Genomic DNA, 12,252 nt, shown 5'->3' with positions numbered 1-12,252 from the left:
AGGAGCGGGTGACGCGGCGTGGGGACCTACAACCCTCGGATCAGGCAGCCGGTCTATCCGGGTGACGTGGACGACTACACCCTCGACATGGTCGAGGACCAGCTCAAGGCCACCAACCCCCAGGCGATCGAGGCGGCCGGCGCGGAGATGCGCGCCGCGGGCAAGAAGATCCGCGATCTGATCACCGTCCTCGACACCCACCTGAACGCCCTCGACAAGAAGTGGCCCGACGGCGCCGACGCCGAGGTGGCCAGGAAGCAGCTCCGCCGCATCCGCGAGACGGCGTCCAGCCTCGTGGACACCATCGACCTGCCCGTCGAACAGGCCCCGGCCCACGTCGGCGCGGTGCCGCTGGGGCTGTCCACCACGCTGAGCAGCTACGGCGCGCTCCTGCGCAGCGCCAAGGGCGAGGTGCCGGAGAACAAGGACGAGCCCTCGGTGCTCGAAGGCGTCACCAGCGGGGCGCTGAGCGGAGGGCTCCTCGGCTCCCGCGGCGGCATCCACGGCGCGGTGATCGGCTCGGCCATCGGGGCCACGATCGGCGGCTTCACCTCGGCCTTCCAGGGCGACAAGCAGCGCGAGGAGGAGAACAAGAAGGCCCGGGAGTTCCTCAAGTCGATCAGCGAGGAGACCATCAGGGTCAACGGGCACCTGCCCACGGACCTGCGCATCGACCTCCCCGGCCTCACCGAGCAGAACCCCTTCGACACCGGGCCCTCGAACCTCGGCCCGTACGGCCCCGGCGGCGACATCCCGACCGGCTCCGCCTCCTACGACCCCCCGGCCCCCTACGAGCCCAGGTACCCCGGCTCGAACCCCTCGGGCACGCTGCCCCCCGGCTCGGGCGACGACCTCCCGGGCCGCGACGGCGCGTTCCCGCCGGGCGACGGTACGGCCAACCCGCCGGGCGGCCCGGGCGGGACGACCCCGCCGGGCGGCGGCGCGGGCGACGGCCGCACTCCGGGCGTGCCCGGCTACGGGGACCAGGTCCCGGGCAACGGCGTGAACACGCCCGGGAACGAGACCCTGACCGGCGGGAGCGGTTCCTCCGCCGGCCGTACGGAGCTGGCCTCCTACCCGCCGTCCGTCTCCGGCCTCCCCGGGGCGGCCGGGGGGACCACGGGCTACCCCGCCGGATACGGCGTCCCCGGCGGCGGCCTGCCGGGTTCCGGGTACGGCACCGCGGCGTACGCCGCAGAGCAGGCCGCGGCCGCGCGTGCCGCGGCGGGGATGGGCACCCCGGGCTACCCCTTCGTCCCCATGGGCGCGGGCGCGGGGGGTCACGCCGAGGAGGAGACCCACACCCGCACGACCGAGCTCGTGGAGGACGAGTCGTTCTGGACCAGCGACAAGCCCGCCACGCCCTCCCTCATCACCCAGCCCGGCCAAGCCTGACAGTCCTGACGGCCTGACAGTCCTGACGGTTCTGACCCGCGGGGCGGGCGCCCGACCCTCCCTCCGGGGTCCGTCCCGCGGGTCAGGCGCATGACCGGCCCGCCCGCCAGGCCGGGTCCGCCCTCCGGGGCCGACCCGCCCGGTGGGCGCCCGGCCTACAGGCCGTACGACTCCAGCAGCCGGAGCCAGATCTCGCTCACGGTGGGGAAGGCCGGGACGGCGTGCCAGAGCCGGTCCAGCGGGACCTCGCCCACCACGGCGACCGTGGCGGCGTGGATCAGCTCGGCGACGTCGGGGCCGACCAGCGTGCAGCCGACGATGACGCGGCGGTCCTCGTCCACGACCATCTTGGCGTGCCCGGCGTAGTCGTCGGCGTGCAGATACGCCCCGGCCACCGAGCCGATCGGGTACTCGCTGACGCGCACCCGCATCCCGCGCCGCCGGGCCTCGTGCTCGGTCAGCCCGACGCTCGCGGCCTCCGGGCTGGTGAAGACCACCTGCGGCACGGCGGCGTGGTCCGCGCCCGCCGACCAGGCGGCGTACGTCCCGGCGGCCGGCTCGCGGCCCGCCGCGCGTTCGGCGATCGCCGCCGCGCACGCCCGGGCCTGGTACTTGCCCATGTGCGTGAGCAGGGCGCGGCCGTTCGCGTCGCCCACGGCGTACAGCCAGCCGCCCTCGGCCGCGGTCACCCGGCACGTGTCGTCCACGCCGAGCGGGCCGCCGTCCGCGCCGGGCAGGACGCGCTCCAGCCCGAGGTCGGTCGTGCGGGGGGTGCGCCCGGCCGCGACCAGCAGCTCGTCCGCGGTGACCGTGCCGCCGTCGTCCAGCGTCACCGTGACCTCGCCGGTCCCGGAGTCGCGGGACACCCGGGTCGCCGACACCCCGAAACGGACGTCGACCCCGAGCTCCGCGAGCCCCCGCGCCACGCTCTCCCCGGCGAACGGCTCCCAGCCGGTCAGCAGCGCGTCGCCGCGCACCAGCATGGTCACGCGCGAGCCGAGCCCGCTCCAGGCGGTCGCCATCTCACAGGCGACGACCCCGCCGCCGATGACGGCCAGCCGGCCCGGGACGCGGCTCGCCGCCGTGGCCTCGCGGCTGGTCCACACGCCCGACTCCGCCAGTCCCTCGATCGGCGGCAGGTTCGCCCGCGTGCCGGTGCAGACCACCACGGCGTGCGCCGCCTCCAGCGTCCGGACCTCGCCGCCGGGCCCGGTCACCTCCACCAGGCGCTCCCCGGCGATCCGGCCGTGGCCGCGCGCGAGCTCGATCCCCGCGCCCTTGAGCCATTCGACCTGCCCGGCGTCGCTCCAGTTGGAGACGGCGGCGTCGCGGCGCGCCAGGACCCCGGCCGGGTCGGGCCCGCCCGACACCGCCTCCCGCGCGCCGGCCACCGCCCGCGCCGCGCCCAGCGCCGCGGCCGGGCGGAGCAGCGCCTTGCTGGGGACGCAGGCCCAGTACGAGCACTCGCCGCCCACCGCCTCCGCCTCGACGACGACGGCGCTCAGCCCGGCCTTGACCACCCGGTCCGCCACCACTTCGCCGGCGGGCCCGCCGCCGATCACCACGACGTCGAACCGGCCGTTCGCCTGTGTCATTCGGTCTCCAGGAGGTCGGAGGAGTCACTTCATGGGCGGGCCAGGATATCCCCGCGCCGGTCGGACCCGGTTCCCGAGGACACGCGGCGCGCCTCGTGAGGGGGCCGCGCGGCCCCCGCCCGCCGGTCCCGCGTACGGCGTGAGCCCGCGCCCCGCCATGCCGTACGGCGGGCGGCGGGGCTCGTGCCGTACGGCGGGCGGGCGGCGAGCGCACGGGCGGCGGAAGGCCGTCACCGCCAGTGGTCGCGCCGCCGTTCCAGGCCGTCGAGGATCAGGTCGAGGCCGATGCCGAACTCCTCGGCGTAGTCGTAGCGGGGCCGCAGGGCGTGCTCGGTGATCATCTCGGTGAGGTGGGGGAACTCGCCGGCCGGGAGCTCCTCCAGGATCGCGCCCGCCACGTCCTCGACCCCGGCCGAGGAGGTGAAGGGCAGGCTCAGCTCCTGGAGCGTGAAGCCGTAGACGTAGCCGTCCAGCACCGAGACCGCGTGCGCCGCCCCCGCGATCGAGAAGCCCCCCTTCCGCAGGCAGCCGATCACCGCGTCGTGGTGGCGCAGCGTCGCCGGGCCGGGGTTCTTGCGCGAGTCCATCAGGCCGATCGCCCACCGGTGGCGCGTCAGCGCGTCACGCGCCGAGACGGCCCGCCGCCGCAGGGCGGCGCGCCATCCGGCGTCGTCCCGCGGCAGCTCGATCTCGCCGAAGACCAGGTCGAGCATGCCGTCCAGGATCACCTCCTTGTTGCGGAAGTGGTGGTAGAGCGACATGGCCTCGACGCCGAGCCGTTCGGCCAGCTTGCGCATGCTCGGCGCGCCGGCGCCCGTCTCGTCGGCCATCGCGACGGCGGTGCGGAGCACCTGCTCCCTGCTGAGCTGCTTGTGATGCGGCGCGGGGGTGCCGGCCGGCTCGCTGGTCATGGGGTCCTCTCCCGCTCGTTCCCGATGGACTGTTGACAACCTTACACCGCAAGGTTGAACCTTACAGCGTAGGGATCGAGCGGAGGAGAGAACCGTGGAACCGATCGACGGGAAGCCGGGCGCGGGGAAGAGGATGTGCGTCATCGGCGCGTCAGGGAAGCTCGGACGCCACCTCGTGCGGCACGCGCTGGAGCGCGGGTACGAGGTCGTGGGCGTCTGCCGGGAGCGGAGCGTGGGCAAGCTCGCCGAGTTCGAGGGCCGGATCACGGTGGTCCCCGGGCAGACGGACGACCGCGCCGTCATCGCCAGGGCCGTGGCCGGGTGCGACGCGGTGCTCACGGTGCTGGTGCCGTGGGGAGTGCACCACTACGCCTCGGGCACCGCCCAGGCCGTGCTGGACCACGCCCGGCCCGGCGCCCGCCTGGTCTTCTCCTGCGGCTGGCACATCAGCAGGGACGGCGAGGACGTCTACACGCGCGGGTTCCGGATCTACGCGGCCGTGTTCGGGCGGCTGGCCAGGCTCGCCCGGTTCGTGGACGTGGACGACCAGGTCGAGGCGTGCCGCCGGGTCTTCGAGAGCGACACCCGCTGGACGGTCGTGCGCGGCAGCGACCTGGAGGACGGCGAGAGCCAGGGCCTGCCGGTGTGGAGCCGTCACGTCGGCGACCCCATCCTGGGCGGCAACCGCACCCGCCGCGTGGACTACGCCCTGTTCATGGTCGAGGCCGTGGAGGACGACGGCCTCGTCCACGAGGCCCCGGCCATCGTCGGCCGCCTGACCCCCTCCGCCCTCGCCCACGCCCGGCCCTGACCCATGGCCACGCCGAGGAGACTCGCCCGGATCGCGGGCTGCCTGTACCTGTTCGTCGCCGTGTCCACCGTGTTCGCCGGGCTGGTGAACGCCCGCGTCGTCGTGCCCGGGGACGCGGCCGCCACGGCCGCGAACATCGCCGGCTCGGAGACCCTGTTCCGTCTCGGCCTGGTCGCCGAGCTGACCGGGGCCGTGGCCTTCCTGATGACGGGCCTGACGCTGTACCTGCTGCTCCGGCACGCCGGCCGGTTCGCCGCCGCCGTGATGGCCGTCTTCGTGGCGGTCGGCGTGACGCTGCAGACCATGAGCCTGCTCAACCAGGTCACCGCCCTGGCGGTCGCCACCGGCCGGGCCCCCTCCGGCGTCTTCGGCCCGCCCGGGTCCGCCGCGTCGGCGCTGCTGTTCAGCGGCATGCAGCACGACGCCTACCTCATCGCCCAGACGTACTTCGGCCTGTGGCTGCTGCCCCTGGGACACCTGGTCATCAGGTCCGGCCACTTCCCCAGGGCGCTGGGCGTCCTGCTGATGGCCGGCTGCGCGGGCCACCTCACCGACGTGTTCACCCGGCTCCTCGCCCCCGGCCTCGGCGCCGCCGTCTCGCCGTTCGCCATGACCCCCGCGGCCGTCGCGGAGATCACCTTCATCGCCTGGCTCCTGGTCAAGGCGGTCCGGACCCCCGGCGGCCCCCCGGTCCCCGCCCCGGCTCCCGCCCCCGCGACCCTGCCCTGACCGCCACGCCGTACGGCCGCCGCCCGCTCCCGGCCTCACCGGGGAGCGGGCGGCGGCTCACGTCTCGGGGTTCCGGGTCAGGGCCGGGCGGTGAGGGTGATCGCGCCGGAGGGGCAGACGTCGGCGGCGTCTCGTGCCGGGGCGTGCCGCTCGGGGGGTGGCGCGGGGTCCAGGAGGGTGACGACGCCGTCCTCCTCGCGCTGGTCGAAGACGTCGGGGGCGAGCCGCGCGCACTGTCCCGCGCCGACGCATCTGCCCTGGTCAACGGTGATCTTCATGGGTACCTCCGCTCGTGGGGTCGCTACCAGGTCACGGGCAGGCTCCGCACGCCGTACAGCGGGATGGGGTTGCGCAGCGGGACCTCCTCGGGGGGCACGGCCAGCCGCAGCCCCGGGAAGCGGGCGAGGAGCGCGGGGAAGGCGACGCGCATCTCGACCCGGGCGAGCTGCTGGCCGAGACACTGGTGGACGCCGTGGCCGAAGGCCAGGTGGCCGGTGGCGGACCGGCGGAGGTCCAGCGCGTCGGGGCCGGGGAACTTGGCCGGGTCCCGGTTGGCGACGTCCAGGGAGATGACGACCGTGTCGCCGGCCTTGAGCGGCGCGCCGCCGAGCTCGACGTCCTCGAGCACGCCGCGCAGACCGGTGTTGGCGATGCTCAGGTATCGCAGCAGCTCCTCGACCGCGCCGTTGACCAGGCCCGGGTCCTCGCGCAGGGCGGCGAGCTGCGCGGGGTTCCGCAGCAGCGCGAAGGTCCCGAGCCCCAGCATGTTGGCGGTGGTCTCCAGGCCCGCGCCGAGCAGGAAGGCGGCCACCCCGCCCAGCTCGTCGTCGGTGAGGTCGCTCCCGGCCAGGTCGCTGAGCAGGTCGTCCGTGGGGTCGGCGCGCTTGGCCAGGGCGAGGTCCCGCAGGTACTCCGAGACGCGGGCGAAGGCCGCCGCGGATGCCTCGAAGTCGTCGCCGCCGCTGGCGAGGTGCGCGGCCTCGGTGAACGCGTCGCGCTCGCCGTACGGCACGCCGAGCAGCTCGCAGATCATCTGGGCCGGGACCGGCTGGGCGAAGACCGGGACCAGGTCGGCGGGCGGCCCCGCCTTCTCCATCTCGTCGAGCCGGTCGCGGGTGATCTCGGTGGCGCGCTCGGTGAGCTGGTTCATCCTGCGCACGGTGAACTTGCCGGTCAGCAGCTTGCGGATGCGCGTGTGCGCGGGAGGGTCCATGCCGGTCAGGTCGCCCACCGGCGCGGGCGGCATGTGCGTGTGCACGAGCGGGTGGTACTGCGTCTCGTAGCGGGAGCTGAAGCGCGGGTCCGCGAGGACCTTGCGGACCAGGTCGTACCCGGTGACGAGCCAGACTCCGGGGGCGCCCTCGGGTACGGCGAGGCGGGCGACCGGGCGTTCGCCGCGAAGGGCGATCAGCTCCGGGGACGGGTCGAACGGGCGGCCGGCGGGCCGGTCGAACGACGGCATGACGGGTTCGTGCTCGCGATAGTACGTGTTCGTCATGCTTTGAAAGCTACGTTGCGTTCAAATTACCGTCAATTACTGGAATAGCGTCATCGCAGTTCTACCCGGATAAATTGATGCAATGACGATGAAGGTGAATGCAACCGCCTATTGCAATGAGATGACGCCGAACGCAATAATCCCGGCATGCCCGGAGGAAGGTTGACCCAGCGCGACCGGAACCGCATCGCCGCGGGGCTGTCCGAGGGCCTCTCCTACGCCGAGATCGCCCGGCGGCTCGGCCGGCCGACCTCGACGATCAGCAGGGAGGTCCACCGCAACGGCGGGCCCGGCGGTTACCGGCCCGAGCAGGCGCACCGCGCGACCGAACGGCGGGCCCGCCGCAGCACGCCCGCCGTGCTCCCCGCGGGCGGCGGGCCGTACGGCCCCGCGGGCGACACCGAGGCCGAGGCCGTGGCGGTGGCCGTCCGGATGGGCCTGCAGCGCATGACGGCCCGCGTGCTCATCCGCCTGCTGATCACCGAGGACGGCAGGCTCACGGCGGCCGAGCTGGCCCGGGGCCTCAAGGTCAGCCCGGCGTCGGTCTCCACCGCCGTCGGCTACCTGATCGAGCAGGGGCTGATCAGGCGCGAGCGCGATCCCCGGCGGCGGCGCGACGTCTACGTGATGGACGACGACATGTGGTACCACACGGTGGTCCGCAGCGCGCACCAGACGCTGGAGGCGGCCGAGATGACGCGGCGGGCGGCGGAGGACATCGGCCCGGACACCCCGGTTGGCCGGCGCCTGACCACGGGAGCCCACTTCCTGGAGCGGATCAGCCTGGACACCCTGGCCTCCGCCGAACGCTGGCGGGACCTCCTGCCGTGACGAGGCCGGCGGAGGCCGGGGGCGGTCATCCGCCCGGGCGGGGGAGCGCCCCCGGCCTCCCGGTCAGCCGTCGTCGGTGCAGGACGGCTCGCGTGTGAAGGTGGTCGTGGCGAGGGCGGAGGCGTTGCCGGAGGAGTCCACCGCGCGGACGCCGATGGTGCTGACGCCCACCGGCACCTCGGCGACGACGGCCGCCCCGGCGCCGCGCACCCACTGGTCGTGCGTGCCGCCGACCAGGACCTCGTAGTCGATCGCCGCCCGCGGGTCGCGGTCGTCTACCGACTGGGTCCAGGTCAGCCTGGGGGAGAAGCAGGGGTACGTCGCGGCCCGCGCCGTCAGGCCCGTGGGCGCCGAGGGCGGCCGCAGGTCGGTCCGCGCGAGGGTGCGGACCGTCAGCGGGTTCGACGCGGGCGAGGGGCCCGACGGGCGGACGGCGCGCACGGAGTACTCATGCGACGACTCGGGCGCGAGACCCCGCACGTCGAGCGTCACCGTGGGGACGGCGAAGAAGGAGGACGCCGGGACGGACGCGATCCGCGCCGTCCCGTCGAAGACCTCGTAGTGGCCGATGTCCCAGGCGTCGTCGGGCTGGTCGAACGCGAGGCCGGCCCGGGCGGCGGCGACCTCGGTGGCGCGCAGGTTCGCCGGGCCCGGCGGGACCACCCCCGGGCCGCGCGTGGTGACCGTGATGGTCCGGCTCGGCGGCGAGGTGTTGCCGGCGGCGTCGAACGCGACGACGTGGAAGGAGTAGGTCGCGCCCGGGACCAGCCCCGACGCGGTGTGGCGCACCAGCGGGGTGGTCGCGACCTGCGCGCCGTTCTGGAAGACCCGGGCGCGGACCGTCCCGGCGCTCCCACCGGTGTTCTGGGACCAGTGGAAGGCGATCTCGGTGGCGGTCACATGGCTGACCCGGAGCCGTTCCGGCGCGGACAGGGCGGAGGCCGTGGCGGGGGTGAACGAGGACCCCGCGATGGCCGCCGCCGACGAGAGAGCGATGGCGATGCTGAGCGTGCGTCGGGCCATCTCCGCTTCCCTTCTCGGGCGACGCTTACCGCTAACACGTCGCCGGCCCGCCCCCGGTTCACGGCGAGGCCGACGAGCCCGCTCCCGGTTCACGGCGAGGCCGACGAGCCCGCTCCCGGTTCACGGCGAGGCCGTTCCCGCGCGCCGCCCATCCGCGCGGGCGGGGGCGAGCGGGCAGGGGCAAGGGGTGTGCACGGTCAGGCGATTCCGGGCGGCGGGGCGCTCCTAGATTGCGGGCAGCGCCTGAACGGCACCCGGCGCCGCGTTCCCCCGACGGCTCGTCCGGGCGCGCGGGCCGGCTCCACCTCCACGTGAACGGGTAGAACATGCACGACCTCAGTCCCGACGCCCCTGTACTGGAGCCCGCGGCGGCCGCCTTCGCCGAGGCCACCGCGCGGCCGCCGTACCTGTTTCAGATGCCGCCGGAGGAGGGTCGTAAGGCGGTGGATGAGGTCCAGTCCGGGCCGGTCGTCATGCCGGAGGTGGATGAGGAGTGGGTGACGGTGCCCGGTGGTCCCACCGGCCAGGTGCGGGCGCGGATCGTCAGGCCGGCCGGGAGCGCCGGGGTCCTGCCGGTGATCGTCTACATCCACGGGGCCGGGTGGGTGTTCGGCAACGCCGGCACCCATGACCGGCTGGTGCGTGAGCTCGCGGCCGGTGTGGGGGCGGCGGTGGTGTTCCCCGAGTACGGCCTGTCGCCCGAGCACCGCTATCCGGTCGCGATCGAGCAGTGCTGGACGGTCGCCCGCTGGGTGGTCACCCACGGGCGGGACAAGGGCCTGGACCCCTCCCGTGTGGCGGTGGCCGGGGACTCGGTCGGCGGCAACATGAGCGCCGCCCTGACCCTGATGGCCAAGGAACGCGGCGGCCTGGACCTGCGCCAGCAGGTGCTGTTCTACCCGGTGACCGACGCCTCGTTCGGCACCGGCTCCTACCGGCGGTTCGCCGAGGGCTACTTCCTGCGCCGCGACGCCATGACCTGGTTCTGGGACCAGTACACCACCGGGGAGGCCGAGCGGGCGCGGATCACCGCCTCCCCGCTGCGGGCCACCCCGGGGCAGCTCGCGGGGCTGCCGCCGGCCCTGGTCATCACCGCCGAGGCCGACGTGCTCCGCGACGAGGGCGAGGCCTACGCGAACAAGCTCCGGCAGGCGGGCGTGCCGGTCGTCGCCGTCCGTTATCAGGGCGTCATCCACGACTTCGTCATGCTCAACGCCCTGCGCCAGACCCACGCCGCCGGCTCGGCCATCGACCTGGCCGTCACCACCCTGCGCCGCGCCCTCACCGCGGACTGAGACCCGGCCGCCGGGGCCGCGGGTTCCCCCACGCGGCCCGGCGCGTCTCCGGCGGCCGTACGGCGCCGGCCCCTTCCTCCCGACACCCCAAGGACGGACATGTCATCCACGACCTTCAGTGACCGCGACCTCGCGCAGGTGGAGCGCGCCAACGCCGGCGGCCGTACGCCGGTCGTCTTCATCCACGGCCTGTGGCTGCTGCCCACGAGCTGGGACCGGTGGGCGGGGGTGTTCGAGGAGGCCGGATTCGCGGCCGTCACGCCCGGCTGGCCCGACGACCCGGAGACCGTGGCCGAGGCCAAGGCCCACCCGGAGGTGTTCGCGCACAAGACGGTCGGCCAGGTCGCCGACCACTACGCCGAGCTGATCGGGCGGCTGGAGCGGCGGCCGGCCCTCGTGGGGCACTCCTTCGGCGGCCTGCTCACCCAGATCCTCGCCGGGCGCGGCCTGGCGTGCGCGAGCGTGGCCATCGACCCGGCCCCGTTCCAGGGCGTGCTGCCCCTGCCGGTCTCCTCGCTGCGCGCCGCCGCCCCGGTGCTCGCCAACCCGGCCAACGTCCACCGCGCCGTCCCGCTGACGTACGACCAGTTCCGCTACTCCTTCGCCAACGCGGTGAGCGAGGACGAGGCCAGGGAGCTGTACGAGACGTTCTGCGTGCCGGCGCCGGGGGCCCCGCTGTTCCAGGCGGCGGTGGCCAACTTCAACCCGTGGAGCGAGACCAAGGTCGACAGCACCGCCGGGGACCGCGGCCCGCTGCTGCTCATCTCGGGCGAGAGGGACAACACGGTCCCGTGGGCGATCACCAACGCCTCCTACAAGAAGCAGGCCCGCAACGAGCACCACACCACGGAGATCGTCGAGATGCCCGGCCGGGGCCACTCCCTCACCATCGACAGCGGCTGGCGCGAGGTGTGCGACACCGCCCTGGCCTTCATCAAGCGCTTCCTCTGACGAGGTCCCCGCCGGGATCGGGGCCGGCGCCGTCCCGCCGCAGCCGCCGCCACTCGCCGGGCGTCATGCCGTACGCCTCCCGGAAGCGGCGGGTGAAGTGACTCGCCGTGGCGAAGCCCCAGCGCCGGGCGATCGCGGCGATCGTGAGATGGTCGCGGGCCCGCGACGCCAGCGCCTCGCGGGCCCGCTCCAGCCGTTCCGAGATGATCCACTGTTCCAGGCTGATCCCGGCGCGGCCGAGGACGGCGTACAGGTGACGCACCGATATGGCGTGCTCCGCGGCGATCCGCTCGGGGGTGAGGCCCGGGTCGGCGAGCCGCTCGCGGGCGTGGGCCAGGATCCGGGTGAGGAGCGTCTCCTCCATGACGGACCGGGTCAGGCCGGGCCTCTCGCCGCCCTGCGCCGACGCCAGGAGCGCCCGCACCAGCTCGACGGTGGCGTCGGCCACGGCGGGGGCCCCGGGGTCGGCGGCCACCCGGCCGGGGTCGCGCCACAGCTCGCGCAGGTGGTTCAGGACCAGGCTGTACAGCGGGCTCACGCGTAGCCGGAGCGAGGCGTCCACGACCGCCTCCACCGGCATGCCCACCCGGTCCATGCCGATGACCATCGCCTTGGACGAGCCGGACCCGGACCAGCCGTACACCCGCGGCGCCAGCTCGTGGAAGATCGTGATGTCGTCCGGGCCGAAGGTCATCCGCCGCCCCGCCACCTCGGCCCGCCCGACCCCGCTCAACTGGAGCGACACGGAGACCACCGGATCGGCCCGCTGCCGCCGCACGTGCCGTTCCGTGCGGTGGAGCTCGAACCCGGTGGAGCACGCCTCCAGCAGGCCCAGCCCGCCGATCCGCCACACCTCGAGCCGGGCCCTGATCCCCGTCCCCGGCTCCTCGTGCACGATGTCGTTGGGCACCGAGTCGTCGGTCAGGGCGTGGTGGAACGCCTCGGCGCGCTCCCGGGGCGGCAGCGTGTCCGTGTCGAGGATCAGCAAGGAAACCCCCCGGGCGTGGGTTCATGACCGGCGGAGCCGGGAGCGGTCCGGCGCCGGTTCACCGGCCTTCACGCCGGGGGCGCCCGGACGCCAGATTGTACGCCTATTGGATGAAATGTCGGCTTACGGCGCTGCGTCCGACGCCCTTACGCCCGGCCGGAATCGCCCCTGACGCCGCCGGGACCGGCCGCCCGGAGAGGATCGCTCCGTGTCCTCTTACCTGCA

At 74.5% G+C, this 12,252-nt stretch carries 12 protein-coding genes; 6 read left to right on the top strand and 6 right to left on the bottom strand.

Annotated features, from left to right (window positions below; genetic code table 11):
* The first annotated feature begins 66 nt into the window (after positions 1 to 66).
* Positions 67 to 1,395: a hypothetical protein gene (locus D5H75_RS24090; RefSeq protein ID WP_202638451.1), complete on the top strand. Its 1,329-nt coding sequence runs from the start codon at positions 67 to 69 to the stop codon at positions 1,393 to 1,395.
* 155 nt (positions 1,396 to 1,550) lie between these two features.
* Here D5H75_RS24090 and D5H75_RS24085 read toward each other — a convergent pair whose 3' ends face one another.
* Both D5H75_RS24085 and D5H75_RS24080 read right to left on the bottom strand, forming a co-directional pair.
* Positions 1,551 to 2,990 (bottom strand): dihydrolipoyl dehydrogenase family protein, encoded by a 1,440-nt coding sequence (locus D5H75_RS24085; RefSeq protein ID WP_119928797.1) that lies wholly within the window; start codon positions 2,988 to 2,990, stop codon positions 1,551 to 1,553.
* A gap of 230 nt (positions 2,991 to 3,220) precedes the next feature.
* Positions 3,221 to 3,901 (bottom strand): TetR/AcrR family transcriptional regulator, encoded by a 681-nt coding sequence (locus D5H75_RS24080; RefSeq protein ID WP_119928796.1) that lies wholly within the window; start codon positions 3,899 to 3,901, stop codon positions 3,221 to 3,223.
* Between the two features lie 94 nt (positions 3,902 to 3,995).
* On the opposite strand from D5H75_RS24080, the gene D5H75_RS24075 reads away from it, so the two are divergent.
* Positions 3,996 to 4,712 (top strand): NAD(P)-dependent oxidoreductase, encoded by a 717-nt coding sequence (locus D5H75_RS24075; RefSeq protein ID WP_242454474.1) that lies wholly within the window; start codon positions 3,996 to 3,998, stop codon positions 4,710 to 4,712.
* A 3-nt stretch (positions 4,713 to 4,715) separates the two neighbouring features.
* A complete protein-coding gene (locus D5H75_RS24070) occupies positions 4,716 to 5,441 on the top strand; it encodes a DUF4386 domain-containing protein (protein WP_119928795.1) in 726 nt (241 codons plus the stop codon).
* Positions 5,442 to 5,518: 77 nt separating this feature from the next.
* Here the strand turns inward: D5H75_RS24070 and D5H75_RS24065 are convergent, their stop codons facing one another.
* Together D5H75_RS24065 and D5H75_RS24060 are read right to left on the bottom strand one after the other, a co-directional pair.
* Entirely contained in the window at positions 5,519 to 5,719 is a 201-nt protein-coding gene (locus D5H75_RS24065; protein WP_119928794.1) for a ferredoxin, read from the bottom strand.
* A gap of 23 nt (positions 5,720 to 5,742) precedes the next feature.
* Positions 5,743 to 6,939, bottom strand: a complete 1,197-nt coding sequence (locus D5H75_RS24060) for a cytochrome P450 (protein ID WP_119928793.1) — start codon at positions 6,937 to 6,939, stop codon at positions 5,743 to 5,745.
* Between the two features lie 147 nt (positions 6,940 to 7,086).
* Between D5H75_RS24060 and D5H75_RS24055 the strand changes: the two genes are divergently transcribed.
* On the top strand, positions 7,087 to 7,770 hold the full coding sequence (locus tag D5H75_RS24055) for a MarR family transcriptional regulator (RefSeq protein WP_119928792.1): 684 nt from the start codon (positions 7,087 to 7,089) through the stop codon (positions 7,768 to 7,770).
* A 63-nt stretch (positions 7,771 to 7,833) separates the two neighbouring features.
* On the opposite strand, the gene D5H75_RS24050 is transcribed toward D5H75_RS24055, so the two are convergent.
* The gene (locus D5H75_RS24050; protein ID WP_119928791.1) at positions 7,834 to 8,793 is read right to left on the bottom strand and encodes a fibronectin type III domain-containing protein; all 960 of its coding nucleotides are present in this window, start codon (positions 8,791 to 8,793) and stop codon (positions 7,834 to 7,836) included.
* Between the two features lie 326 nt (positions 8,794 to 9,119).
* Here D5H75_RS24050 and D5H75_RS24045 point away from each other — a divergent pair, with 326 nt between their 5' ends.
* A complete protein-coding gene (locus D5H75_RS24045; RefSeq protein WP_119928790.1) occupies positions 9,120 to 10,088 on the top strand; it encodes an alpha/beta hydrolase in 969 nt (322 codons plus the stop codon).
* A 99-nt stretch (positions 10,089 to 10,187) separates the two neighbouring features.
* The gene (locus tag D5H75_RS24040) at positions 10,188 to 11,039 is read left to right on the top strand and encodes an alpha/beta hydrolase (RefSeq protein ID WP_119928789.1); all 852 of its coding nucleotides are present in this window, start codon (positions 10,188 to 10,190) and stop codon (positions 11,037 to 11,039) included.
* Here the strand turns inward: D5H75_RS24040 and D5H75_RS24035 are convergent.
* A complete protein-coding gene (locus D5H75_RS24035) occupies positions 11,023 to 12,027 on the bottom strand; it encodes an AraC-like ligand-binding domain-containing protein (RefSeq protein WP_119928788.1) in 1,005 nt (334 codons plus the stop codon). The genes D5H75_RS24040 and D5H75_RS24035 overlap by 17 nt on opposite strands.
* Between the last annotated feature and the right edge of the window lie 225 nt (positions 12,028 to 12,252).

It is taken from the genome of Bailinhaonella thermotolerans, from assembly GCF_003594875.1.
Classification (GTDB): Bacteria; Actinomycetota; Actinomycetes; order Streptosporangiales; family Streptosporangiaceae; genus Bailinhaonella; species Bailinhaonella thermotolerans.
Note: the sequence above shows the minus strand (reverse complement) of the source record. Positions and strands in the feature narration are given on the sequence as shown.